Origin of the sequence: Bacillus sp. 22190, from assembly GCF_052045575.1 — a bacterium.
Taxonomy (GTDB): domain Bacteria; phylum Bacillota; class Bacilli; order Bacillales; family Bacillaceae; genus Bacillus; species Bacillus altitudinis.
The window spans coordinates 105,916-130,879 of sequence record NZ_JBQEPF010000007.1 but is presented as its reverse complement, the minus strand read 5'-3'; the positions used below and the strand labels follow the sequence as shown (position 1 = coordinate 130,879).

At 41.7% G+C, this 24,964-nt stretch carries 29 protein-coding genes and 1 pseudogene; 20 read left to right on the top strand and 10 right to left on the bottom strand.

What is annotated here, in order from left to right:
* The first annotated feature begins 40 nt into the window (after positions 1–40).
* The 3 genes from ACTJKA_RS11915 to yunB all read left to right on the top strand — a co-directional run bounded on the left by ACTJKA_RS11915 (position 41) and on the right by yunB (position 2,627).
* Positions 41–1,414, top strand: a complete 1,374-nt coding sequence (locus ACTJKA_RS11915; RefSeq protein WP_440607772.1) for a bifunctional metallophosphatase/5'-nucleotidase — start codon at positions 41–43, stop codon at positions 1,412–1,414.
* Positions 1,415–1,481: 67 nt separating this feature from the next.
* A complete protein-coding gene (locus ACTJKA_RS11910) occupies positions 1,482–1,787 on the top strand; it encodes a YunC family protein (RefSeq protein WP_007500404.1) in 306 nt (101 codons plus the stop codon).
* Between the two features lie 69 nt (positions 1,788–1,856).
* Positions 1,857–2,627: a sporulation protein YunB gene (yunB, locus tag ACTJKA_RS11905; protein ID WP_017367991.1), complete on the top strand. Its 771-nt coding sequence runs from the start codon at positions 1,857–1,859 to the stop codon at positions 2,625–2,627.
* 78 nt (positions 2,628–2,705) lie between these two features.
* Here the strand turns inward: yunB and ACTJKA_RS11900 are convergent, their stop codons facing one another.
* Positions 2,706–3,170 (bottom strand): DUF2691 family protein, encoded by a 465-nt coding sequence (locus tag ACTJKA_RS11900; protein WP_008346848.1) that lies wholly within the window; start codon positions 3,168–3,170, stop codon positions 2,706–2,708.
* Positions 3,171–3,394: 224 nt separating this feature from the next.
* Here ACTJKA_RS11900 and ACTJKA_RS11895 point away from each other — a divergent pair, with 224 nt between their 5' ends.
* On the top strand, positions 3,395–3,625 hold the full coding sequence (locus tag ACTJKA_RS11895) for a hypothetical protein (RefSeq protein WP_008346846.1): 231 nt from the start codon (positions 3,395–3,397) through the stop codon (positions 3,623–3,625).
* An 81-nt stretch (positions 3,626–3,706) separates the two neighbouring features.
* Here the strand turns inward: ACTJKA_RS11895 and ACTJKA_RS11890 are convergent, their stop codons facing one another.
* Positions 3,707–4,651 (bottom strand): M23 family metallopeptidase, encoded by a 945-nt coding sequence (locus ACTJKA_RS11890; protein ID WP_440607783.1) that lies wholly within the window; start codon positions 4,649–4,651, stop codon positions 3,707–3,709.
* Positions 4,652–4,974: 323 nt separating this feature from the next.
* On the opposite strand from ACTJKA_RS11890, the gene lipA reads away from it, so the two are divergent.
* Complete coding sequence (lipA, locus tag ACTJKA_RS11885; RefSeq protein WP_008360456.1) at positions 4,975–5,871, top strand: lipoyl synthase; 897 nt, start codon at positions 4,975–4,977, stop codon at positions 5,869–5,871.
* Positions 5,872–5,910: 39 nt separating this feature from the next.
* On the opposite strand, the gene ACTJKA_RS11880 is transcribed toward lipA, so the two are convergent.
* A complete protein-coding gene (locus ACTJKA_RS11880; RefSeq protein ID WP_007500413.1) occupies positions 5,911–6,546 on the bottom strand; it encodes a YhcN/YlaJ family sporulation lipoprotein in 636 nt (211 codons plus the stop codon).
* A gap of 120 nt (positions 6,547–6,666) precedes the next feature.
* Here ACTJKA_RS11880 and ACTJKA_RS11875 point away from each other — a divergent pair, with 120 nt between their 5' ends.
* Genes ACTJKA_RS11875 through ACTJKA_RS11865 form a run of 3 tightly spaced genes read left to right on the top strand, consistent with a single transcriptional unit; the run spans position 6,667 to position 8,188 of the window.
* Positions 6,667–6,942, top strand: coding sequence for a YutD family protein (locus ACTJKA_RS11875; protein WP_008346837.1), 276 nt, complete (start codon positions 6,667–6,669; stop codon positions 6,940–6,942).
* A 19-nt stretch (positions 6,943–6,961) separates the two neighbouring features.
* On the top strand, positions 6,962–7,396 hold the full coding sequence (locus ACTJKA_RS11870; RefSeq protein WP_024719757.1) for a DUF86 domain-containing protein: 435 nt from the start codon (positions 6,962–6,964) through the stop codon (positions 7,394–7,396).
* Between the two features lie 21 nt (positions 7,397–7,417).
* Positions 7,418–8,188, top strand: coding sequence for a TIGR01457 family HAD-type hydrolase (locus ACTJKA_RS11865; protein ID WP_008346835.1), 771 nt, complete (start codon positions 7,418–7,420; stop codon positions 8,186–8,188).
* A gap of 42 nt (positions 8,189–8,230) precedes the next feature.
* Here ACTJKA_RS11865 and ACTJKA_RS11860 read toward each other — a convergent pair whose 3' ends face one another.
* Positions 8,231–8,731, bottom strand: coding sequence for a phosphatidylglycerophosphatase A family protein (locus ACTJKA_RS11860; RefSeq protein WP_024719755.1), 501 nt, complete (start codon positions 8,729–8,731; stop codon positions 8,231–8,233).
* 113 nt (positions 8,732–8,844) lie between these two features.
* On the opposite strand from ACTJKA_RS11860, the gene yutH reads away from it, so the two are divergent.
* The 6 genes from yutH to ACTJKA_RS11830 all read left to right on the top strand — a co-directional run bounded on the left by yutH (position 8,845) and on the right by ACTJKA_RS11830 (position 16,515).
* Positions 8,845–9,885, top strand: a complete 1,041-nt coding sequence (yutH, locus tag ACTJKA_RS11855; RefSeq protein WP_007500419.1) for a spore coat putative kinase YutH — start codon at positions 8,845–8,847, stop codon at positions 9,883–9,885.
* Between the two features lie 74 nt (positions 9,886–9,959).
* A complete protein-coding gene (locus tag ACTJKA_RS11850) occupies positions 9,960–10,928 on the top strand; it encodes a 2-hydroxyacid dehydrogenase (protein ID WP_440607771.1) in 969 nt (322 codons plus the stop codon).
* A gap of 222 nt (positions 10,929–11,150) precedes the next feature.
* On the top strand, positions 11,151–12,452 hold the full coding sequence (locus tag ACTJKA_RS11845; protein WP_017358915.1) for a homoserine dehydrogenase: 1,302 nt from the start codon (positions 11,151–11,153) through the stop codon (positions 12,450–12,452).
* Positions 12,452–13,513: a threonine synthase gene (gene thrC / locus ACTJKA_RS11840; protein WP_440607770.1), complete on the top strand. Its 1,062-nt coding sequence runs from the start codon at positions 12,452–12,454 to the stop codon at positions 13,511–13,513. The genes ACTJKA_RS11845 and thrC overlap by 1 nt, the downstream gene beginning before the upstream one ends.
* Positions 13,510–14,442 (top strand): homoserine kinase, encoded by a 933-nt coding sequence (gene thrB / locus ACTJKA_RS11835; RefSeq protein WP_440607769.1) that lies wholly within the window; start codon positions 13,510–13,512, stop codon positions 14,440–14,442. The genes thrC and thrB overlap by 4 nt, the downstream gene beginning before the upstream one ends.
* A gap of 102 nt (positions 14,443–14,544) precedes the next feature.
* A complete protein-coding gene (locus ACTJKA_RS11830; protein ID WP_265786136.1) occupies positions 14,545–16,515 on the top strand; it encodes a S9 family peptidase in 1,971 nt (656 codons plus the stop codon).
* Positions 16,516–16,747: 232 nt separating this feature from the next.
* Here ACTJKA_RS11830 and ACTJKA_RS11825 read toward each other — a convergent pair.
* Positions 16,748–17,047: pseudogene (locus tag ACTJKA_RS11825) on the bottom strand (NifU family protein).
* Positions 17,048–17,168: 121 nt separating this feature from the next.
* Here ACTJKA_RS11825 and ACTJKA_RS11820 point away from each other — a divergent pair.
* Together ACTJKA_RS11820 and ACTJKA_RS11815 are read left to right on the top strand one after the other, a co-directional pair.
* On the top strand, positions 17,169–17,498 hold the full coding sequence (locus ACTJKA_RS11820) for a YuzD family protein (RefSeq protein ID WP_008346819.1): 330 nt from the start codon (positions 17,169–17,171) through the stop codon (positions 17,496–17,498).
* 99 nt (positions 17,499–17,597) lie between these two features.
* Entirely contained in the window at positions 17,598–17,828 is a 231-nt protein-coding gene (locus tag ACTJKA_RS11815) for a hypothetical protein (RefSeq protein WP_008346816.1), read from the top strand.
* Positions 17,829–17,876: 48 nt separating this feature from the next.
* Here the strand turns inward: ACTJKA_RS11815 and ACTJKA_RS11810 are convergent, their stop codons facing one another.
* Positions 17,877–18,944: an NAD(P)/FAD-dependent oxidoreductase gene (locus ACTJKA_RS11810; RefSeq protein WP_058213651.1), complete on the bottom strand. Its 1,068-nt coding sequence runs from the start codon at positions 18,942–18,944 to the stop codon at positions 17,877–17,879.
* A gap of 255 nt (positions 18,945–19,199) precedes the next feature.
* Between ACTJKA_RS11810 and ACTJKA_RS11805 the strand changes: the two genes are divergently transcribed.
* The 3 genes from ACTJKA_RS11805 to erpA all read left to right on the top strand — a co-directional run bounded on the left by ACTJKA_RS11805 (position 19,200) and on the right by erpA (position 20,996).
* Positions 19,200–19,436: a YuzB family protein gene (locus tag ACTJKA_RS11805; RefSeq protein WP_008346813.1), complete on the top strand. Its 237-nt coding sequence runs from the start codon at positions 19,200–19,202 to the stop codon at positions 19,434–19,436.
* 269 nt (positions 19,437–19,705) lie between these two features.
* Positions 19,706–20,560 carry a diaminopimelate epimerase gene (gene dapF / locus ACTJKA_RS11800; RefSeq protein ID WP_057079129.1) on the top strand — a complete coding sequence of 285 codons (855 nt, stop codon included), beginning with the start codon at positions 19,706–19,708 and terminating at the stop codon, positions 20,558–20,560.
* A 73-nt stretch (positions 20,561–20,633) separates the two neighbouring features.
* Complete coding sequence (gene erpA / locus ACTJKA_RS11795; protein ID WP_008357254.1) at positions 20,634–20,996, top strand: iron-sulfur cluster insertion protein ErpA; 363 nt, start codon at positions 20,634–20,636, stop codon at positions 20,994–20,996.
* Positions 20,997–21,227: 231 nt separating this feature from the next.
* Here the strand turns inward: erpA and ACTJKA_RS11790 are convergent, their stop codons facing one another.
* From ACTJKA_RS11790 to ACTJKA_RS11780, 3 genes are all read right to left on the bottom strand, one after another.
* A complete protein-coding gene (locus ACTJKA_RS11790; RefSeq protein ID WP_017367976.1) occupies positions 21,228–22,124 on the bottom strand; it encodes a DUF2268 domain-containing protein in 897 nt (298 codons plus the stop codon).
* A complete protein-coding gene (locus ACTJKA_RS11785) occupies positions 22,108–22,875 on the bottom strand; it encodes a MerR family transcriptional regulator (RefSeq protein WP_017367975.1) in 768 nt (255 codons plus the stop codon). The genes ACTJKA_RS11790 and ACTJKA_RS11785 overlap by 17 nt, the downstream gene beginning before the upstream one ends.
* A gap of 117 nt (positions 22,876–22,992) precedes the next feature.
* A complete protein-coding gene (locus tag ACTJKA_RS11780) occupies positions 22,993–23,409 on the bottom strand; it encodes a hypothetical protein (RefSeq protein WP_345911080.1) in 417 nt (138 codons plus the stop codon).
* 202 nt (positions 23,410–23,611) lie between these two features.
* Here ACTJKA_RS11780 and ACTJKA_RS11775 point away from each other — a divergent pair, with 202 nt between their 5' ends.
* On the top strand, positions 23,612–23,818 hold the full coding sequence (locus ACTJKA_RS11775) for a hypothetical protein (RefSeq protein ID WP_008346803.1): 207 nt from the start codon (positions 23,612–23,614) through the stop codon (positions 23,816–23,818).
* Positions 23,819–23,864: 46 nt separating this feature from the next.
* On the opposite strand, the gene yumC is transcribed toward ACTJKA_RS11775, so the two are convergent.
* Complete coding sequence (gene yumC / locus ACTJKA_RS11770) at positions 23,865–24,863, bottom strand: ferredoxin--NADP reductase 2 (protein ID WP_039181175.1); 999 nt, start codon at positions 24,861–24,863, stop codon at positions 23,865–23,867.
* Positions 24,864–24,964: the final 101 nt, after the last annotated feature.

Genomic DNA, 24,964 nt, shown 5'->3' with positions numbered 1-24,964 from the left:
GAACGAGACGGTTCAGTGACAACTTGAGGGAGAGATCAACATGCTGCAGAAGCTATGGTTATATCATACAAACGACTTGCACAGCCACTTTGAAAATTGGCCAAAAATCGCAGCTTATATTGAAGAAAAGCGTCAAGTTCACGATCAGATGCTCTTATTTGATATTGGCGATCATATGGATCGAGTAAACCTTGTATCAGAAGCGGATTATGGAAAAGTGAATGTCAAACTCCTCAATCAGCTTGGCTATGATGGCGTCACAATTGGTAATAATGAAGGCATTACGTTGCCTCATGAGCGGCTCGACCAATTGTACAAAGACGCGCAATTCCCGGTGATTTTATCTAATTTATTTGAAAAAGGCAAAAGACCATCGTGGGCAAAGCCTTATGAAGTGATCACGTTGAACAATGGACTGAAGATCGCCGTCTTAGGGGTGACCATTGCGTATACACCTGTCTATGAAAAGCTGGGCTGGGACATTACAGACCCATTTGAGAGCATACGGGAGATGCTGCAAGAAGTGAAAGGACAAGCCGATGTCATTGTTCTTCTTTCCCATCTAGGCATCATCCATGATCGAGAGGTAGCCCATGACTTCCCGGAAATCGACATCATCTTAGGCTCACATACGCATCATCTTTTAGAACAGGGCGAAATGGATAATGGCGTTCTTCTTGCATGTGCTGAAAAGTATGGGCATTATATTGGCTGTGTCGAGCTGACCATTGACACAGCGAGTAGCGAGCTCATCGAGAAAAAAGCGACGGTGCAATCAGTGGACCAGCTGATCAGCGAATCCGATGAAGCGATCATGACTTTACAGAAAGCAGAAAGACGAGCGAAGTCACTCATGCAGGAAAAAGTGACATCCATTAAATCAAAGCTCGAAACAAAGTGGTTTGATGACTCCCAGCTTCCGCAACTTTTAACAGATGCCATTAAAGAATGGTGCGAGGCAGATATCGGCATGATGAATGCAGGGATGGTGCTTGATTCATTAGAGGCTGGCATCGTCACTAGAGAAGACATTCACCGGATATGCCCGCACCCCATTAATCCAATCCGGGTGACGCTTACTGGGAAGCAATTGATCGAAACAGTTTCTCGTGGCTGTGAAGAAAAAATGGAACAACTGCGCATCAAAGGCTTTGGATTCAGAGGAGAATTAATGGGAAAAATGCTATACAGCGGTTTGACTTATTCATTAGAAGAGGGCGAAACCAAACGAGTAAAAGAGGTCTATGTAAACGATCGACTCGTCAAAGAAGATGATTCCTATACGGTTGGCACAGTGGATATGTATACACTTGGTTCTCTTTTTCCTCATATACGTGACCATGAACACATCGAATATTTCATGCCGGAATTTTTACGTGATGTCCTGAGCTGGCGATTGAAGGACGCAAAGTGAAATCCGCTCCAGCCTAACAACACTTGCCCTCCCTTCACATAGATTGTGTTGAAGGGAGTGAAGGGATATGGTGAATTTAACACCTATTACAATTGATGGCCATTCCTTTACAGCCGTCACCGTCAAACTGCCAAAGACCAATTTCATGGCAGTGACAAATGAGCATGGTTATATTATGTGTGGTGCACTTGATGTCGGGCTCCTAAATGAAAAGCTTGCAGATAGAGGAATCATCGCAGGAAGAGCAGTCGGTGTAAGAACCATCGAGCAATTGCTGGATGCACCTTTAGAATCTGTGACATATGCCGCTGAGTCACTCGGCATTCATGCTGGCACAATTGGAAGAGATGCATTATTAAAAATGGTGAAATAAAATGTACAGATGATTCCTATCCCCCCGCCTGTCTGCATACACTTGTAATGGAGAAGGGGGGATTTTTTATTGAGATTGAACCGCCGTTATCGCCCCTATAAAAAGGGCCCTCTGCCATTTCGTTACGTCATGCTGCTTGCCGTATTATTTTTTGTGCTCTCAACTGTCATTAGCCTATTCTTCATCAATCGTTCCATTAAACCAACGTTGATTCACATTGCTGAACTAGAAACAGAACGAATTGCCAATCATCTCATCCAATATTCTGTTCAGGATTTTGCAGATGATCAGGAGAATATGAAGGATATGGTTGTGATGAATACAAGTGAGAACGGCAAAGTAACAACCATCGACTTCAATGCGCAAGCAACATCGAAAGCAATGGCTGACCTGTCACGTCACCTTCAAAAAAATCTAGAGGACATTGAAAAGGGGAATTTTCAAAAAGAGGCAAAAGAAGCATTAAAAGATCAAACAGATGGACATGACGGCATTATATATAACATTCCGCTTGGGCAAGCGTCCGGAAATGCACTTATCGCCAACCTAGGACCAAAAGTGCCTGTACGATTCAGTGTCATTGGTGACCCGCATACAGACGTTGAAAAAAACATCAAGCCATATGGCATTAACAATGCCTTGATTGATATTAGTGTGCTCATTGAGGTGAAGGTGAGAGTCATCATCCCATTCGCCTCAGAAACCATCGTCGTCAAAAATTCCGTGCCTGTCTCCATCCAAGCCGTTCAAGGAGACGTCCCAGATTATTATAATGGCAGCGGAACAAATTCAGGCGCTCCATCGATTGTTCTGCCAGAAAAAAAGGAGAAGAAAGAATAACAGCCCAATGGACGAATTGGGCTGTTTTTTTCATACGCTGTGATTGCATATAGTGTTTTTGTGATGAACGTTTTGTTGTTACGAAACAGACAGTCTTGTCCTTGCATCATTTTCATCGGTGATATAGGTCACGTCTTCAAATCCACATTCAACTGCATTCTTGTATAGCCATTCGAGTGTTCCCTTATTTTTGCAATAGATCGTAACATAGGAGCAATCGGCCACTAAAAGAACAAGCTCGCATTGGCTTTCAATAAATTCTTCATAGGTCTTAATATGAGACAATGTCCCTTTTGGATATGCTTGTAAATCGGCGAAAATCATATAATACGTCTTGTTTTCAATGAGGTGTTTGAGTTCTATACCGTCCATTTCTGTTTTACCTTCAGGAAAAAGTTCTTCATCTTTTTCGCCATCAACTAGTATATTCGAGTCTTCGGTATCGATTCGCCAGCTGAATTTGGTGATGTCGATCGGTTTTAGCACTTCTCCAAGGAAGACTCCGTATTCATTTGGAATGGTAAAGGTCATTCCTCTTTTCAAAAAACAACCCCCTAACTACTCTTTGTGAAGTAATCTTTCATTGGCTGCGATGCTTAGACTTATTTATGTGATCTGTTCATCTTATCCTAATTAACCACTTGATTCCATACGAATCGCGTGCCATGATAAATGTTCATTGTTTTCCTTTTTGAATAGTGTAGCTATCCTGAAGGCTGATTTTTCACGATCGTCAGTTATGAAAGTGAGAGGAGGATTTGATTGATATGAAGAAAATTCATGTAAGCGGATTTTGTTTTTTAGTATTTGCCATTGTATTTAGTGCTAAATATATGTCAGCATCGATATTATTAGCTGGGAGTGACAGTTTGAGTGTCGACTTATTTAGAGGGATGTTTGACATGATTCCACTTGAAGTAACAGTTGTGTATCTCCTTTTTTTCATTATGGGTATTCTTTTTTTAGTTTTAGGATTGAAAGAGAAGCATAAGCAGTAATAGTAGACAAATGATGACCTGGGAAATGTTGATACATATCAAAAGGAGAAGCAAGCGGTATCGCTAAACTTCTCCTTTTATTTAATGACGTTTCCGCTCGGCTCTTTCCCATGCCCTTAAATGAGGATAAGGATCAAACGACCATTCAGTTCGTCCATTGTCTTTATACATGCCGTAATGGAGGTGTGGCGGGAATTTTCCTGCTGTGCCAGGTGGACCGTAACCGGAGCTTCCGACTGATCCGATGACTTGACCAGGTTCTACAATCTGCCCAGCTTTGAGTCCTTTTGCAAAGCCATTTAAGTGGGCAAAATAATGATAATGATTATGAATATCTCGAATGCCGATCCGCCAGCCGCCAAAGCGATTCCAGCCTTTCATTTCAATCACGCCGTACGATGTCGCACGAACAGGAAGACCGTAATGAGCAAAAAGATCAGTGCCCTCATGAATTCTTCTGCCTCCAAAGCCTCTCGCATCACCCCATGTACTCCTGTAGCTGTAGTCAGCTCCAACCGGAAGAGGAAACGCATGCTTTCCAAGGTCAAGATGGCCGTAATGCTGATAGAGCTTCATAAAAGATGAAATGATTCCAACGGTTAGATCACGTCCGTAATAATCCCACAGCGCGATTTTTAATTGGTCGATGCTGCTGCCGTAATGAAGCAAGTATTGAGCAAACGTGAACAGGACATCTTCATCGTTATCGATTTCCGCTTTTCCATCCCCATTTCCATCAAGCCCAATACCGTCAAACACTTTAATGCTTAATGGAGAGGTATCCTGCTTATTAGGATTTTCTGGTCCTATCCACATTTCCCGGGGAATGTAGATGCCAATCACACCTGTTTGTTTTGGTAAATCTCTTCTGCTTTTGCGTATATTGTGTTCATACTGATCAACCGCAGCAAGTACATACCACGGAACCTGTGTGGTGATGGCGATCTTTTCATACAGTGCCATTCGCTGTTTTAATTCATCGGGCTGTTTGTTTGTCCCTTGTGCATGGACTGGTGCGGGAATCATTGAAAGAGCGATGATGATCGCTAAAACCACTTTCACAAACGTCCATCTCCTTTCTTCGAACATCTCTTCTACCGTTTAGTGTGGTTTGATCACGTTATTTCATAAGAAGAAAATGTTAGTAATTTTCTTCTGTTATTTTAGGAGTCTTTTGGGTATTTTTGCAGCTCATTCCCTTGTTGTTCAATCTGTACTATGTTAAAGTGTCTAAAGAAAAGGCCTTAGGCCGAAGATTCAATTTTTTGCGGCAATAGCTGCATCCATCGTATATAGCAGGAAGATGATTGTATATGCACCTTTAACGAATTCATATGGAGATGATGGAATTGGCAAAGAAGGAAGAGCACGTAAGAAAACCGGACTGGCTTAAAATTAAGCTGAATACGAATGAAAACTATACCGGTTTGAAAAAAATGATGCGGGAAAACAACCTGCATACCGTTTGTGAGGAAGCGAAATGTCCGAATATTCACGAATGCTGGGCAGTGAGAAGAACTGCTACATTTATGATCCTCGGATCTGTTTGTACGCGCGCATGCCGTTTCTGTGCGGTGAAAACCGGACTTCCTACTGAATTAGACTTGCAAGAGCCAGAACGCGTGGCAGATTCAGTGGCTTTGATGAATTTAAAGCACGCTGTTATAACAGCGGTTGCAAGGGATGACCAAAAAGATGGCGGAGCAGGTGTATTTGCTGAAACTGTTCGTGCTATTAGAAGAAAAAGTCCATTCACAACAATTGAAGTTCTCCCTTCAGACATGGGTGGCAATTATGATAATTTGAAAACGTTAATGGATACACGCCCTGATATTTTAAATCACAATATTGAAACAGTACGCAGGTTAACACCAAGAGTTCGTGCACGGGCTACATACGATCGTTCATTGGAATTCTTGCGTCGTGCAAAAGAAATGCAGCCTGACATTCCAACGAAATCAAGCATTATGATTGGACTTGGTGAAACGAAGGAAGAAATCATTGAAGTTATGGATGATCTTCTTGCCAATAACGTTGACATCATGGCAATTGGTCAGTATTTACAACCGTCGAAAAAGCATTTGAAAGTGCAAAAATACTACCATCCAGATGAGTTTGCAGAGCTGAAGGAAATTGCCATGTCAAAAGGCTTTAGCCACTGTGAAGCTGGACCGCTTGTCCGTTCTTCTTATCATGCAGACGAACAAGTAAACGAAGCGTCTAAGAAGCGTCAGGCGCAAGCATAACAAAGAAAACGCCAGAGCTCTCTGGCGTTTTTTCTCGTATTAATTTTGGCCGTAAGGTGCGTTTCGTCTCATGGTCCGATCGGAATTCGTCATGCCATTGGCATCTTCTTTCGTTGAAATGTCTCCGCCTTGAGGAGAGTATTTCATTTGTTGAATCGTTTTTGTTAAAATTTGATCAAAATCACGTGAATTGGTTTGAAGACGTGAAAAATTGGCAATGGATTGAAAGTGCTCTGGGTTATCAGAGACGTACACATGATAATAACGAGGGAGAACAGAAACCGCTGTTTTTTTCACTTGATCGGCTGATTCATCTCGGTTTTTGTTGCCTGTTCGATACACAATGAGGGCATCCTCGTCTGTGACAAGTGTTGCTGCATCCTTTATATTTGGCAGCTGGATGGCTAAACTTGTAATCACGTGGGCAAGGTGCTCACGATTTAAAGCAGGGGTTCTTTCCTTTTGATCGGTTACTTGCTGGCGCTGATAACGAACATAGCCTGCTCGATTCGTATCTGCTTCTGGCATGTTGGAATTATTTCCTTCATGACGATCAGACAGGCGGATTGTCTTGCTGGAAGAATCTTCATCCACTTGCCGGTTCATGCCTGATTGAAAGCCGCACCCGCCTAAAAGCATGCATAGGAGAATAGTGGCTGTGAGTTGTTTCATCATAAATGTGACCTCCTTTTTTCTTTAGCTTCGGCTAAATCGGAAAAAACATGCTTTAGCAATTGATGGAGTTGTTCCAATGAATTATCATTAAAGATGGATCGTTTAAAAAGAGGTGAGAAGATGATCGTCATTCAGAATGCTACCTTTGATCTTGTCAGAGAAATCAAAGACGGCTTTGATGAGGAAGCGTTTAAAGCAAGGTACTCAGATATTTTAAATAAGTATGATTATATTGTGGGGGATTGGGGCTACAACCAGCTTAGGCTGAAGGGGTTTTTTGATGACCAAAACCAAAAGGCCACATTCGATACAAAAATCAGTACACTCGATGAATACATTTATGAATACTGTAATTTTGGCTGTGCCTATTTTGTCTTAAAGCGGATTAGAAAATAACGCAAAGGGGAGCGTCATGATGTATTTCGTAGACAGAAAGAAGATTGAAGAGACATTACGTTTTTTTGAGGAGCAATATGATTTGATGCGCAGTCATCAAACATGGTCAAGCCCTTTAGAAAAAAAAGCGCTGGAACGAATTGTTCATTTGCTCGTCGAATGTATTCTTGATACAGGAAATGATATGATTGACGGCTTTATCATGCGGGACCCGGGAAGCTATGACGACATCATGGATATTCTTGTGGACGAAAAGGTTGTACCAACAGAAGAAGGCACTCACCTGAAAAAACTGGTCTCGTGCCGTAAAACACTTGTTCAGCAATACCAAGAAGTGGTTCATCACGATTTGTTGCAGGTCATCAGTGAGGTAGAACAGGCGCTGCAAGTCTTCCCGAATCGAATTCGCACTTACTTGGAGCAGGAGCTTGGACCAGTATCAGCGTTTAAATAAACCATTGGAGTTGTAAGCAGCATGAAATACAAAGGCTATTTAATTGATTTAGACGGGACGATGTATAAAGGAACAGAAAAGATTGAAGAGGCGGGGCAATTTGTTCACAAGTTAAATGAGTTGAACATCCCTTATTTGTTTGTCACGAATAACTCTTCACGCACACCGAAGCAAGTAGCAGAGAAACTGGTTTCATTCGATATTCCAGCAACGGAAGAGCAAGTCTTTACAACAAGTATGGCGACGGCAAACTATATCGCAGAACAAAAGAAAGATGCCTCGGTGTATGTGATCGGAGAAGAAGGCATTCAGCAGGCCATCGAAGAAAAAGGCTTGTCGTTTGGTCAAGAAGACGCTGATTTCGTTGTCGTTGGAATAGACCGCGGTATTACATATGAAAAACTAGCGGTAGGAGCCATTGCGATCCGTCAAGGTGCACAATTTGTTTCAACAAATGGAGATATTGCCATTCCGACAGAAAGAGGGCTGTTACCTGGAAATGGATCGTTAACATCTGTGCTGACGGTTACAACAACAGTGCAGCCAACATTTATCGGAAAGCCAGAGTCTATCATTATGGAACAGGCCATGCGGGTGCTCGGGACAGATGTGTCAGAGACGCTCATGGTGGGCGATAACTATGATACCGATATTATGGCAGGGATGAATGCAGGGATGGATACACTGCTTGTCCATACAGGCGTCACGACAAAGGAGCTGCTTCAGAAATATGACAAACAGCCAACCTATGTCATTGATTCATTATCTGAGTGGATTGAACGATTATCTTAATGAAAAGAGGACAAGCGTGAGACGCACGTCCTCTTTTGTGTTTTATTCTGCATTTCTCGCACTATGTGCCAGTCTGCTTGATGCTGCCGCAGCAATAGCACCGACAATGTCATCTAAAAAGGTGTGGCATTCGCCTGAGGATTTATCGTTGAGTTTCCCAAGAATCCCTGGTTTTTCTTTATCGATATATCCGTAATTCGTAAAGCCGATGGAGCCATAAATATTAACGATGGCAAAGGATAAAATTTCATCAACCCCATATAGACTTTCATCTGTTTCAAGAATGGATTGCAGCGGTTCTGTCAGCTTTTTTTGCTCAGCGAGAACGTCTAGTTCAACGCCTGTTAAGATGGCATTTTGGACTTCACGTTTTGCGATGACACGTTCCACATTGTGGATGCACTCTGTCATGTCTAAGCCAGGATGATATTTTTCCTGTAAAAAGAAGACAAGGTCTGCTATATCTTGAATGGTTACGCCTCGTTCTTGTAAACGGCGTCTTGCTGTTTTTTCTACTTCGTTCATCTCATGATGATGCGGCATGTTCCTCACCCAATCCTCGTAATTTGTCCACAACGTGTGAAAAAGCTTCGGATAGTAAATAGTATTCATAAATCCCTCAACCTGCGACTACGATATGATAAGAGACTGATTTTATGAACGCAGGTGAAATCATGAAAGAAACCATTTATCACACATTTGGTATTGATGTGCGTCAATTTATGCCATATGGCAGTTATCAGAGCTTTCAAACGGCGAAAGCTCTCTTCATCATTGTTCCCGTGTCTCATTTGCGAGAAGAAGAACTCACAGAGCTTTATCATATCAGTCAGTATTTACTGAATGACGGTGACCCATACGTTGCCGTGTTTGAATTAACAAACGAAGAGAAACCGACTTTTACCCATGGAAAAGAACTGTACGCTCTATTAAAGGCAGCACCGCGGGTTACAAGCCGCTCATTTCAGCACGCACCAGAGCTGGCGGCTTTTCATGTCAGAGGGAGAGGGTTTCCTTATGAGGTGTCTGAAACAAAACGTGTCGGAGCTTGGAAGGAATTATGGGCAAAACGGTTAGACCAGCTGGAAGGCTTTTGGATGCAGCAAATGCATCAAAAACCACTTGAACGATTTGAAAAGAAATTTATTGAATCCTTTCCGTATTATCTCGGATTAACGGAAAATGCCATTCAATATTTAGTGGATACAGAGCTTGATGATGAACCGAAAGAATGTGATTCAGGTACTGTTTGTCATCAGCGCTTTTCACGTATGACCTGGCCACATGAGCAGCCGCTTCGTTTACCTGTTGACTGGGTATTTGACCATCCAACAAGAGATATCGCGGAATATTTAAGAGAAACCTTTGTCCAGCATAAGGAGGATTTAATTGAAGAGGGATTTTCCTTTTTGCAGCAATATGAGCAGGTTACGCCTCTTTCATCATTTTCAAAGCGTCTGCTGTACAGCCGTCTTCTGTTTCCGCTTCATTATTTTGAAATTGTCGAAGGTTATTATATGTCAGGAGAAAATGAAAAATCTTATTATGAAGAACGATTAGATTACGTTTTAAATGATGCGAACCGCTACGAATATTTTCTCAAGGTGTTTCAAGAATTGAGTGCCATGCGCAGCGGTGGGCATCTCATTCCTCCTGTTGGATGGATTCATCAATCCGCTGATTTGAAGTTTCAGTGAACAGACGAAACGTCTCTTTTCTCTTGAGGCGTTTTTCGTTATGCTTAAAGAAATCAACCAAAGGAGTGTTCTTCTTGACGAAACCTTATGTCTATATCACAAGAAAGCTAGATGAAACAACACTTACACCATTAAAAGAAGTCGCTCATATTGACATGTGGACGAGCGAGGATGAGCCGTGTCCAAGAGAAGAGTTAGAAAAACAAGCGGCTCAAGCAGATGGGCTGCTCACGATGCTGTCAGATCAAGTAGATGAGGCACTTTTATCAAATGCTCCAAATCTAAAAGTGGTCGCGAATCTCGCGGTCGGCTATGACAATATTGATCTAAAGGCAGCTAAAAAGCACGGGATCACGGTATGTCATACACCGGACGTCTTAACAGAATCGACGGCTGATTTAGCCTTTGCGCTTTTGATGGCGTCAGCAAGACGAATTGTCGAAGCGAGTGATTGGATTAAGGATGGGAACTGGACAGGCTGGGGACCGCTTCTTCTAGCTGGTGCTGATGTGCATCATAAAACGTTAGGGATTGTCGGAATGGGCAGTATTGGAACCGCACTGGCCAAGCGGGCAAAAGGTTTTGATATGAATGTTCTGTATCATAATCGTTCAAGAAAGCCAGAAGCAGAAGCGCAACTAGGTGTGACCTATGCCGCATTTGATGAGCTGCTTACGCAGTCTGATTTCATCGTTTGTTTAACGCCTTTAACGCCTGAAACGAAAGAAATGTTTAATAAGAAAGCATTTGAGCAGATGAAGAACACGGCTTACTTCATCAACGTTTCCAGAGGGCAGACGGTAGACGAAGATGCTTTATATGATGCTGTCACGACAGGAAAAATTGCAGGAGCAGGTCTGGATGTATTTAGCAAGGAGCCAGTCAGCTCAGATCACCCGTTAACGACATTACCAAATGTGACAGTGCTTCCTCATATCGGAAGTGCGAGTGTTGAAACGAGAAAAAACATGATGCATTTATGTGCTGAAAATATTGCGCTTGTCCTGCAAGATCAGCAAGCCAAAACGCCAGTTCAGGCGTAATCTCAAGCTTCCCGGCTTCGGGAGCTTTTCTTACAAAAATATTTTGAAAATATAGAATCTTGATATAAATAGCTGTTAAGCGGTTTCATTCTCATATTCTCTTATTTTATTACCTTGTCAAAATGAGGATACCCCTTTATAATGTGTGTACATTGAATGTCTGTGTTAGGTTAACAAATGTCTTTTTAGAGAGGACATTTACGGAGAAAGGTGGAATTTCAGGTGAAGGCAATTCGAGTTGGACTACTAGGATTAGGAACAGTGGGGAGCGGTGTCGTTAAGATTATTCAAGATCATCAGGATAAATTAATGCACCAGATCGGCTGTCCGGTATTAATACAAAAAGTGCTTGTGAGCAATCCCGATAAAAAAAGAGATGTGGATGTGGCAAGAGAGGTCTTCACAACTGAAGTATACGATGTGATTCGAGATCCAGAGGTCGACGTCATTATTGAAGTGATGGGCGGCATTGAAGAGACAAAACAATATTTAATAGATGCATTAAATGAGAAGAAGCATGTCATTACAGCCAATAAGGATTTAATGGCGCTATATGGCACAGAGCTTTTACATGTAGCAAAAGAAAACGGCTGTGACCTTTACTATGAAGCAAGTGTCGCAGGTGGGATTCCGATTTTGCGTACACTAGAGGAAGGTTTAGCCTCTGACCGCATCACAAAAATGATGGGAATCGTGAACGGGACAACGAACTTTATTTTAACAAAAATGAATGTCGATAAAAGCGCGTATGAAGATGTATTAAAAGAAGCGCAGGATCTTGGCTTTGCAGAAGCAGATCCGACGGCGGATGTAGAAGGGCTAGATGCGGCAAGAAAGATGGCCATCCTGGCAAGACTCGGCTTTTCCATGAATGTAGACTTAGAGGATGTGAAAGTGAAAGGCATCTCGGACATCTCGGATGAGGACATTAATTTCAGTAAACGTTTTGGCTATACAATGAAGCTGATTGGAATTGCCCAAAGAGACGGAGAGAAAGTGGAGGTCAGCGTACAGCCAACTTTACTTCCTGATCATCACCCGTTATCTTCCGTCAACAATGAATTTAATGCTGTCTATGTTTACGGAAGTGCTGTCGGAGAAACGATGTTTTACGGACCTGGAGCAGGCAGCCTGCCAACGGCAACAGCTGTAGTCTCAGATTTAGTCGCTGTTATGAAAAACATGCGTCTTGGTGTGAATGGCAGTGGATTTATTGCACCGCAATTTGAGAAGAAAATCAAATCATCATCCGAAGTATTTGCTCAGCAATTTTTAAGAATACATGTGAGAGATCAAGTCGGAGCTTTCTCCCGCATTACATCGATTTTTTCTGAAAGAGGCATCAGCTTTGAAAAGATCCTGCAGCTTCCTGTCAAAGGGCATGATGAGCTGGCTGAAATTGTGATTATTACACATCAGACATCAGAAGAAGATTTCTCAAATATCCTGCAAACATTAAACGATCTCGACGTGGTGGTTCAAGTGAAGAGCACGTACCGAGTAGAAGGGAACGGTTTAAGCTGATGAAGTGGAATGGACTCATTGAAGAATTTCAAGAATTCTTACCAGTAAACGAACAAACACCTAAACTAACATTAAATGAAGGAAACACACCGCTGATTCATCTCGCAAAGCTTTCCGAAAAACTAGGAATTGAACTTCATGTGAAAACAGAAGGCGTCAACCCTACAGGTTCTTTTAAGGATCGCGGGATGGTCATGGCCGTCGCAAAGGCAAAAGAAGAAGGCAATGATACGATCATGTGTGCATCGACAGGGAATACGTCTGCAGCAGCGGCAGCTTATGCGGCGCGCGCTGATATGAAATGTATTGTCATCATTCCAGATGGAAAAATTGCCTTCGGTAAGCTGGCGCAGGCTGTCATGTACGGAGCAGAGATCATTGCCATTGACGGCAACTTTGATGATGCACTTAAAATTGTCCGCAGCATCTGTGAAAAAGCACCGATCGCACTTGTTAACTCCGTCAATCCATACCGAATTGAAGGACAAAAAACAGCGGCATTTGAAATCTGTGAGCAGCTAGGCTCCGCACCGGACGTACTGGCGATTCCTGTTGGAAATGCGGGGAATATTACAGCGTACTGGAAAGGCTTCAAAGAATATCATGAGAAAAAAGGCACTGGACTGCCAGTCATGCGTGGTTTTGAAGCAGAAGGTGCTGCAGCCATCGTTCGAAATGAAGTCATTGAGCAGCCAGAAACAGTCGCAACAGCCATTCGCATCGGAAACCCTGCAAGCTGGAAGCAAGCTGTAGCAGCGGCAGATGAATCGAACGGGAAAATTGATGAAGTGACAGATGAAGAAATTCTTCATGCCTATCAATTGATCGCACGTGAAGAAGGTGTGTTTGCAGAGCCAGGGTCTTGTGCATCAATTGCAGGTGTGCTCAAACAAGTGAAATCTGGAGAAATTAAGCCAGGCAGTAAAGTCGTCGCTGTACTGACAGGAAACGGATTAAAAGATCCGAATTCGGCGATTGATATTTCACACATCAAACCGGTCACACTAGATGCAGATGAAGATCAAATTCTTGAACATTTAGAAAAGGCCGCACGCGTATGAGTAACGCCTCCATGCTTTTTTCAATCACAGTACCGGGAAGCACTGCCAACTTAGGACCAGGCTTTGACTCAGTCGGAATGGCGCTCAGCCGCTATTTAAAGCTATCGGTCTATGACCATGATAGCTGGCTGTTTGAAGCAGAAACAGATGTTGTGTCTGGTATTCCATCAGGCACCGATAATCTGATCTACCAAACAGCTAAAAAGGTCGCAGATGACTTTGGAAAAACACTCCCGCCTGTTCATGTCAAAGTGTGGAGTAATATTCCATTAGCAAGGGGGCTGGGCAGCAGCGCTGCTGCCATTGTCGCCGCTATTGAGCTCGCCAATCAGTTGCTTGAATTAAAGATGACCGATGATCAGAAACTCTTTTTTGCAAGTGAGGTAGAAGGTCATCCAGATAACGCGGGTGCCTCTTTATTCGGTGGTTTACTCATCGGTCTTCATGAAGAAGACAAGACACATGCCGTTAAAGTGCAGCATGTGGATGTAGATGTCGTCGTCGTGATTCCTTTTTATGAAGTGCTCACAAAGGATGCCCGTGATGTCCTGCCAGAGGATTTTTCCTATAAACAGGCCGTGAGTGCGAGTGCAGTGAGTAACGTCCTTGTTGCCGCCTTAATGACACAGAACTGGCCGCTTGTAGGGGAAATGATGAATAAAGATTTATTTCATCAGCCATACCGCACGATGCTTGTCCCAGAGCTATCAAAGGTGGAGCACGTTGCTTCATTAAAAGGCGCGTATGGAACAGCATTAAGCGGTGCTGGGCCGACTATTTTGACCTTAGTGGAAAAAGGGAAGGGAGAAGCGCTGAAAAAGCAGCTTGCCCAAAATTTCCCGCATTGTGAAGTAGATGTGCTGACGGTGCCGGTAGAAGGTGTCATCGTCGAGCATCATTCTGTGAATCAAATGAAGAACGTGCTATAAATGAGCACGTTCTTTTTTTATCCTTGTTTTTCACAACAAAAGCAGGGATTATTATTTAGAGAAGCGAACTATTTTTGATACATAAAAGGGGGAGATCTATTGATGAAGAAATTGATAACAGCAGAGGATTTAACACAAATCGTGTCTGTTTCTCATCCAGTCTATTCACCAGATGGAAAAAAGGCTGTTTTTACAAAAGTATCGGTGAATGAAAAAAAGGATGATTACAATATTCATTTATGGGTTCGAGATGAAGGGACAGGGGAGCTGTCACAATGGACATTCGATGATGGAAAGCATCATCAGCCAGTGTGGTCAAATGACGGGAAGCAGCTTGCGTTTATTTTGCAGAAGCCAAAGGAAGTCCCTCAGCTCGCACTCATTCAGAGCGATGGCGGCGGCATTCGTACTTTAACGAATATTCCTTACGGCGTATCTCATCCTGTATTTTCACCGGATGGAGCGTTCATTTATGCAGCGGTCTCATTAAAACAAGAAGAATCTGTTCATGATGAAAAAAAGGAAGAGTGCGATGACTTTGCTCCGGCCGTATATGATGATTTGACTTATAAAGCAGATGGCAGAGGCTTTTTAGACGGGCGTCTGACGCAAATTGTACAAATCGATGTCTGCTCAGGGGAGGTAGAGACGGTTACGAGTGAGCAGCATCATCATGTGAATCATGTCGTCTCTCCTTGCGGGAAGTGGCTCGCCTATATTCAATCCAACCCGCAGACGTTTTACATAAGTGATATCTGTCTCCTGTCATTAGAGGACGGTACATCCAAGAAAATCACCCAATCAACAGGCGCTTACTCGACCGTATCATTTTCTCCAAATGGAGAAAGCCTGTTGTACATTGGACACGAGCGTGAATTTCAGAATGCAACCTTCCCATCATTGTGGCTGTATGATCTGAAGGAGAAAAAGACCGTTCAACTGTCAGAAATGCTCGATATGTATATAGGAAACTGTATGGCAGGGGATAGTGTTATGGGTGAGGCCAATCAGTTTCCACAATGGACAAAGGATAGTCAGGGGTTTTATGCGCTTGTTTCTGATCAAGGGAGTACCGGAATTTATTATTTCTCTATTGAGGGCTTAGCCTATCCCGTTCGTTTAGAGGCAGAACATGTGACGAATTTCAGTCTTCATCCAGACGAATCAAAAATGCTGATCAGCCGTCTTTCGCCTGTCTCGCCTAGTGAGCTGTATGAGCTGACTTTAGGGGAATCCTCACTCAAGCAAATCACGTTTGAGCATGATGACTTTCTAAAGGAACATGTCATATCCGAACCTGAACCAATTTCTTTCCAGTCAAAAGAAGGAGACGTTGTACATGGCTGGTTTATGAAGCCTGCTCATATGGAAGAGGGGAAGACATATCCACTAATCTTAGAAATTCATGGTGGGCCGCATGCGATGTACGGTCATACGTATTTTCATGAATTTCAAATGCTCGCCGCTGAAGGGTATGCGATTGTGTACATCAATCCTCATGGCAGTCATGGATACGGACAGATGTTTACAGACCGGGTAAGAGGCAGCTATGGTGACGTTGATTATGAGGATGTCATGCTGGCTGTTGATCATGTGCTCAAAGCCTATGACTTTCTTGATGAAACAAGGCTTGGCGTAACAGGCGGCAGCTATGGCGGTTTTATGACCAACTGGATCGTCGGACAGACAGACCGTTTCCGTGCAGCTGTTACACAGCGTTCTATTTCGAACTGGATTAGCTTTTATGGCATCAGTGATATCGGCTATTTCTTTACAAAATGGCAGATTGATGGGGATATTTATGACTCTGTTGATAAGCTATGGGATCGTTCGCCGCTAAAGTATGTAAAACAGGTGAATACACCACTTCTCATCCTGCACAGTGATGAAGACTACCGCTGCCCAGTCGATCAAGGAGAACAGCTTTTTGTGGCATTGAAGGAACTTGGAAAAGACACGAGATTAGTCAAGTTTCCCAAGGCTTCTCATGATTTATCGAGAAGCGGCCACCCTGGGCAGCGTATTCAAAGACTGACCTTTATTCAAGAATGGTTTAGAGAGAAGTTATCCTAATTAAAAAACGACCCTGATTGGGTCGTTTCAGCGTGTAGACAAACCCTCGCATTCGGTGTCAGTCCTGCGTTCCGGTGCTCACGAATGTCAAATTCGCTCTGCGCCAGTACTCGTCCTTCCTAGACTGCAAAGGTTTTCTATCACACTGAAAAGAAGACAAAGGGCTAAAATTAGCCCTTTGTCAACAATTAAAAAACGACCCAGTAAGGGTCGTTTTCATGTCATATATGAATTAGAAAACCTGTTCAACTTCTACAACGCCAGGTACTTCTTCTAATAATGCGCGCTCAATACCGGCTTTCAATGTAATGGTTGAACTTGGGCAGCTGCCGCATGCACCAAGAAGGCGTAATTTCACAATGCCATCTTCAATGTCTACAAGCTCACAGTCTCCACCATCACGTAATAGAAATGGACGAAGTTTGTCCAGTACTTCCTGTACTTGGTCTTTCATTTCGACTTCAGTCATTAGATATAATCGCTCCTTTCACAACATATCACCATTATATTCATCTGGACGATAAAAATCTATTGATTGGTTTCAAAGTTTCCTTCTCATTATAGCACAATCTCATCTTGAAACAAAAAGTGATTTTGACTTTTTTCATACAGAAAATTCAGCTAAAATAAAGAAAGAATAGGGGGCTTGTCAAATGAACAAAACCGTTGACCTTTATGTATATGGAAGAGATGTCCTGTGCGCTAGTTGCGTGAATCTGCCTTCTTCAAAAGATACATTTGAGTGGCTAGATGCAGCATTAAAACGAAAATATCCAAATCAGCCGTTTCGCATCACATATATCGATATTGAGCACCCGCCTGAAAACGAACGCCAAAAAGAATTGTCTGAACGAATTCTTGATGATGAATTCTTTTATCCGCTTGTCCTTGTTGAGGATCAAATTGTTGGAGAGGGCAATCCGAAATTAAAAGATATTTATCAAGAAATGGAGAAATACGGGTACGAAGAGAGCAGTGAATGAGCTGTTCTTTTTTTAGAAAAATAAATCGAACAAACGTTCCTTTTAGGTTGATTTAGAACGTTTGTTCGTATATAATGAGATGAAAGGAGCGTGAGCATCATGAATTATTTACTAAAACAATCTCTTCATCAACAAATACCGATTGATATGATTTATATGAAGAAAAATGGAGAGTGCTCGAAACGAAAAATCATTGTACATCGTCAAACTGAACAGTTCATACAAGCGTATTGTTTATCGAAGAAGACGATCAGAACGTTTCGTAAAGACTGCATCCTTGCGCTTGCTCCTATCAAAGTGAACCATCCATCGGCACATGCCGTTTCATAATAAAAGCTCCTTCATTAGAAGGAGCTTTGAGAAGAAATTCACATCATTTTATCCATTGTGGTGCTTGTACATCCAAAGAAGTCCAGATTTTAAGAGTCTTGGAACACGACCAACAAGCGGACGATCCGCCACTAAACCAAAGCCGGCTTTTTTCCCTAAAGAGCCAAGTACGCCTTTTAACTTAAACTGCGGGTAAGTCTCAGGAAGCGGCTCGTTCTTCCAGCGTTTCTGTAGAGATTGCACAATTTGCTCTGCCTGTGCCTCGGCAAGCTGTGCACTTGGTGCGTGCGGCAAGCTTGCGCAGTCACCTACGACATAGACATGCTCATCTCCAGGGAGATTGTGATGAGGAGTTAAGACGACACGGCCTTGGGCGTCTTTTTCAACATCCATATCTCGCACGACTTTACTTGGCTGAATTCCTGCTGTCCACACGATGACATCTGCTTCAATGGCATCGTCATGGTTGTACACAACTCCTTCTTCAACCTTCGTAATATTGGCGCAGTTAATGATCTTCACATCATTTTCTTCAAACCATTTTTGTACATATAAACTTAATCTTTTTGGGAAACTGGAAAGAATCAGTTCTCCGCGGTCAAAAAGAATGATGTTTAAATCAGAACGGCTTTCACGCAGTTCACTGGCCAGCTCTACCCCGCTAAGTCCAGCACCGACGATACCAACCGTTGCACCTGCACTCAAATTGTTTAATTTGTTATACGTATGTCTTGACTGATCAATGGTTTGAATGCTGTATGTATGTTCTTTCGCACCAGGGACATTGTGATACTTGTCCTCACAGCCGAGTCCGATTACCGTATCATCATATGGAAGCGGTTCACGGTCGCTAAATAAGATCTGTTTGTTTTCAATATCAATTTTTTCTACTTCCCCGTATTGAATATCCAGCTTCGGATGCTCTGGAAAAGATACTCGAATGTGATGATCAGAGATCGTTCCAGCAGCAAGTGCATAATATTCTGTTTTTAAACAGTGGTAAGGATTTCGATCAATTAATGTGATAGTAACATCATCAGGTAATTGATTTGGCAATAAGCGGTGGAGAACCCGCATATTCCCGTAACCTCCGCCGATCAAGACTAAATTTTTCATGACGATTCTCCTTTTCCCCCTAGACATTGAAAAACACTTATACTAAAAAACTTTAAGTTAAAATACCAAATAAAATTATATCGAATTTACTGTGAAACCACAATAATTGTTTCAAAATAACCTACATATTCATTACTTAGTCCTAAATAGTAAAACATTTTACGGGGAATAGGCGTAACGATTTATTGAAGCTCATGTTTTGACTAATAGAAGGAATTTCGGTAGGATAGTAAGGCAAATGTGAGGTGAAGCACAGTGTTTCCACTGATCGAATTTTGTGTAAGTAATCTTGCACAAGGGTCTCAAGAAGCAAAAGAGAAACTTGAAAAAGACCCAAACTTAGATGTAATGGAATACGGTTGTTTAAGCTACTGCGGCAAATGTATGGACTCCCCATTTGCCCTTGTGAATGGAGAATTTGTTTCTGGAGAAAATGCAGAGCAGCTAGTTGAGCGTATTTATGCTTTTATAGAGGAAAACGACATGTTTTAAATGCACCACATGGGTCATGAGGTGCATTTTTTCATATATTCAGTTTCCATTTTTCAGGAGAAAATGTAGAAAGCGCATCCAATATGTTATGCTAATAAAATATCATCAAAATGAAGCATCACACGAGAGAAAAAGAGGCATATGCATAATAAAAGCCCTTTGCCATGGCAGCAAAGAGCTTCTATGTATGAAAAACGGGGGATGATAAGATTGTCTCCTGAATCGACTCCTTTTATACTATAAAGAAACAACATTTTTGGAGGACGCTCATGACATCATTTCAATTCACAAAAATGCACGGACTAGGAAACAATTATATATATGTCAATCAGATGAAGGAACAGCTTCCAGAAGAGCAGCTGTCAGAGATAGCGATCCGCGTTTCTTCTGTTTATACAGGTATCGGTTCAGACGGAATGATCCTCATTTGCCCATCAGATGTTGCGCCTGTGAAGATGCGCATTTTCAACAATGATGGATCAGAGGGGAAAAACTGCGGTAACGGTCTGCGTTGTGTTGCAAAATATGTGTATGAGCATCAAATCGTAACGGACACAACGTTCCAGATTGAGACATTGTCAGGACTCGTTGAAGCGACCGTTCATGTGCAGGATGGTCACGTTCATTTAGTAACAGTAGATATGGGGAAACCTCGTTTTGAAAAAGAAGCGATGCCAATGCTTGGTGAACCGGCCAGTACAACGATTAATGAACCGCTTGATTTTGGCACGACGACCTTAAATGGAACAGCCGTTTCAATGGGGAATCCCCATATCGTTTTCTATTTAGAAGACATTGAACAGGCGCCGCTCGATTCGCTTGGGCCAATCATTGAAAAGCATGACATGTTTCCAGAAGGCGTCAATGTAGAATTTGTGGAACGTGTCAGTGAAACGGAACTGCATTTTCGCGTGTGGGAAAGAGGATCAGGGATTACGCAAGCGTGCGGAACAGGAGCATGTGCTGCGGCTGTATCAACGATTGTGAATGGACATGCGAAAAAAGAAACGGATATGACCGTTCATCTAGCTGGCGGAGACCTCATCATTCGCTGGAAAGACAATGACCATGTGCTGATGACAGGACCTGCTGAAACGATTTGTGACGGCACATTCTATCTCTAAACCATTTATTTGAGAAAAGGCAACATCACGTTTATAATTGAAAAGAAACATCCAGTCAAAAGGAGGGATGATCGTGAGTACACCAGTAACGATTACAGAAGCTGCTGCATTGCAGATTAAAGATATGATGAAAGAACATGAAGAAGAAAATGCGTTCCTGCGAGTGGGCGTAAAAGGCGGCGGCTGCAGCGGTCTTTCATACGGGATGGGCTTTGACCATGAAGTCTCAGAGAAAGACACGCAGTTCGAACAGCACGGCATCAAGGTTCTTGTCGACTCCGAAAGCCTTGACATCATGAACGGAACCATCATTGATTTCAAACAATCACTAATGGGCGGCGGTTTCACGATTGACAATCCGAACGCCATCGCGTCATGCGGATGCGGTTCTTCGTTCAGAACAGCCACGAATACCGGTACGCCGGAAGAGTGTTAGAATTTCAGTATCAATGAATTCTGTAAATCCATTTTGAATAAAAACCTCCTCAATTAGATTATAAATTTGAGGAGGTTTTTTTATGTTCTTTTTTAAAGGTGCTTAAAATTCTAACAAGGTTTTCAACAAGTCTATTTGAAATGATTAGATATAGCATGAGCATACAGTATGTTTCGTACGATAATTAGAATTCATTATTACACCGATTTGCTTTGAAATTCATTAAAATGTTTAGGTGAAAAATAATCCGCAATTTTTTAAAATTTCATTTGTATCAAGTACGGTTGCTTCTTCAATTCCTACATTATTCATTTTCATAAAAGATTGTACAGCTTGATAACCTACTGCATAGCCTGCAAAGGGTGATAATCCGACAGGTTGATATCCTTGTTCTTTTGCAATGTTATCACCAAACATATAACTACTGACCTCAGCAAACCCTTTCGTATATAAAGCGTCTTTAATCACTTCTTTTGAATATTCTAAGTCCTGTTGATCAAAAGAAGTGACCCAAGGTCCTAGCATCTTTTCACCATAAAGTTCTTTTGCAAATGATTCAGCTAAACCTTCTATAATTAAGTAATCTCCAACCGTTACATTTCCGTAATCCCATTCAAAATAGGAAAAACGAATATTATGATGGAATTCATGCGCAATTAGAGCGGGGATCCGTGGGATGTTATAAGAGTTCGGATATATTGAGCATTGGATAAATCCCGGAATTCCTCCAAAGCCACAATACCCTTTTTGTTGTTCTAGCTTTTTCGGATCAGCTATATATAGACCAAATCTCAATTCATCAGAATTTATATGAAGGTTGTGTTTTTTGATAAAATTCATACAATAGTTCAAGGTGGTATTTGCCATTTGAAGAGCTTGAATTTCTTGTAGTTTTTTTAACGCTTGTTTACCAGTTTGTGTTTGTGATACATCAAGATAGCCAAGCATATTGGTTGCCATGATGACATCATAGCCATTTTTTTGTGTAGCTTTTAACGGAACGTTTATCATATTCCACATCTTTTCAAAAGGTCTCATCATGTTGTATCGAAAAAAGTGTTCTTTATTTTCTTTCAGCGAAAACAATTTTTCGTATTGAGCGATTGTATCTTCAATGATGATGTTCATCGCTGGGACCTCTTTTCTGTTGATCAGCAAATACTTTCATGGCTTCACTCATGAATGAAGCCAAGCCCTCACCATATTGATCTATATTTTTTGTAAATCGTTCATCTTGAATATAAAGTTGACCTAATCCATAAAATGCCTCGAGGGAGTATTGAGTAAAGTGATGATTTAAAAATTCATACCATTCTCTGATGGCGGCTTGTACTTCTTTGGATTGAGGAGTGAGGTTGCGGAGGGATGCTAAGTTTTGAAAAACTCTATCCCATCTCAAAGATAAATCATGTTGTTCATCTTTCGACAATCGACTTAATTTGAAGTTCACGTTATCAATGGACTGATTCCCCCAGCGACAGCGAGCTTCTTCTTCATATTGGTTGAATTTCATGTTCATTCCCTTGAACCTCTCTTTATTTGTTAGGTGAATTTCTCCCGTTATATGTTTTAGCGTCTTGTCAATATTTTCAATCATTCTATCGAGTGTATTTCGTTTTTCCATCAACATTTTTCGTTGTAATATAAATGCTTCATGTTTATCAAATGACGGATTGTTTATGATTTCTTTTATTTCCTTTAAGTTAAATCCCAGTTCTCTGAAAAATAATATTTGCTGTAGTGTTTCAAGGTTTTCTTCTGAATAAAGCCGGTAACCAGCATCCGTGACTTCTTTTGGGGTCAACAAACCAATTTGATCATAATGATGAAGTGTACGAATACTAATATCAAACAATTTAGCGACTTCTTTTACTTTCATATTCAACACATCTCCTTATGATATTCACTATAAAGTATGACGTTACGTGAGGGTCAATAGAAAGGGATCAATGAAGGTGTAAAAATGAAAAAAAGACACTCATTCAGCGTCTCTTTCTCAAATTGGTTCTTCTATTTTCAAAAGTTCTTTATCCAAGACATCCACCAACTCTTGGGTGCTAAACATATAGATCACCACTTCTTTATTGCCATCTTCCACATGGACTTCAACCTCAATTTTTATCTTGGCTCGTTCTCCAAGATACACCACTTCAAAAGTGCCCATTCTTTTTGTTTCATTGTTTTTATTCATTTTTTGAACGTTGGTGAGTATCTGTTTGATTTCTCGATCACTTAAACCAGCATCTAAAATCGCAGTAGACACATGTGTTAAAAAAGGTTCTAGCTGATCAACATCCATATTCAATCCGGCAGCGAATTGAGCATAGTGTTTGTTATAGTCTTTTGCGAACACTTCTACTGAGCCGCCAATTATCAGTAACAAGCTCAAACTAATCATGAAACGCTTTATCATCTTTCCACCTATCCTTCATGACGATCTTCTCCTTCTTATATCGGTTGAACCAATCAAACCTTCATTGATTCCATTCCTTCTTAAACAATTTGTAAATCGCTCAATTTTGTTACAGCTTCTCCTCACAACTGGCTATTTCCCCTCGAAAAGAGTATCATGAGAACCAAACATAAACTGTCATCAGAAAAGAGGTTGCTGAGGTTTGAGTGAACAAATCAATTGCAGGAACTGTCATGAACTGATTCCGTATCGTTCAAAAACATGTCCATCTTGCGGGATAGACAAGCCGCTTCCGAAAAAGGAACGCGTGAAGGATCGGGTGATTTTGGTTGTGGCAGGAATTGTTGTGGTGTTACTTGCTGCAATGGTACTTGGAATGGCGAATGCCTATATTGGGATTTTTAAATAAACAAAAAAGGAGTTCCGCAGATGGAACTCCTTTTTTTGATCCGTTCTTATTTATTTTCAAATAAGCTTGTGGAATGAAGAGGCTGTACACGAGCTTTCGGGTCCATGTAAGCTTTCGCGTTGTTCACAGCAGTTGGTGCTTCACCAAATCCGCTTGCGATTAATTTGACTTTTCCTTCATACGTACAGATGTCTCCTGCCGCATAGAAGCCTTCGATGTTTGTTTCCATCGTGGATTTGACCACGATAGAGTTCTTTTCGATTTCAAGGCCCCATTGTTTGATTGGTCCAAGGGAGGAAACAAAACCGAAGTTGACGATCACGTCGTCCACATCTAGTACTTGTTTTTTATCGCCTTTCACTTCTTCAAGCACAATTTGTTCAATGCGGTCTTCCCCAATGAGCTCAGTTGGCACAAATGGTGTCAGCACATTGACTTTCGAGTTGTGCAAGTTTTCTACACTGTGCTCATGTGCACGGAATTTATCACGACGGTGAATAATCGATACTTCTTTTGCGATTGGCTCAAGCATCAGTGCCCAGTCAACCGCAGAGTCTCCGCCGCCAAGAACAGCAACACGTCTGCCAGCGAATTGGTTCAAGTCATTGATGAAGTAATGCAGGTTGCTTCCTTCAAATGATTCTGCTGTATCTAGCTCAAGCTTTCTCGGTTGGAATGCACCGTTACCAGCTGTAATGATGATCGTTTTTGAATAATGAACCTCTTGATTCGTAACGAGTTTGAAGATACCGTCTGCTTGTTTTTCAACCGTTTCCACAGCTTGCTCTAAGCAAATGGTTTGATCAAATTTATCCATTTGTTCCTTTAAATTATCAACTAATTCTTGTGCGCGGATTTTTGGGAAACCAGCCACATCATAAATGTATTTTTCAGGGTAAAGAGCGGATAGTTGACCGCCGAGCTGAGGAAGGCTTTCAATAATTTTCACACTTGCCTGTCTCATGCCTCCGTAAAACGCAGTAAACAATCCGACTGGGCCGCCCCCGATAACGGTAATGTCATATACCTTAGAATCTTCTTGCATTCCTTAATCCTCCCAAATGAAAATTGTTATCACTATATCATATCATACCACATATCGTCGTTTGACTTGTTTTGAAAAACTTGTCGTTTTTTGATGCCGAT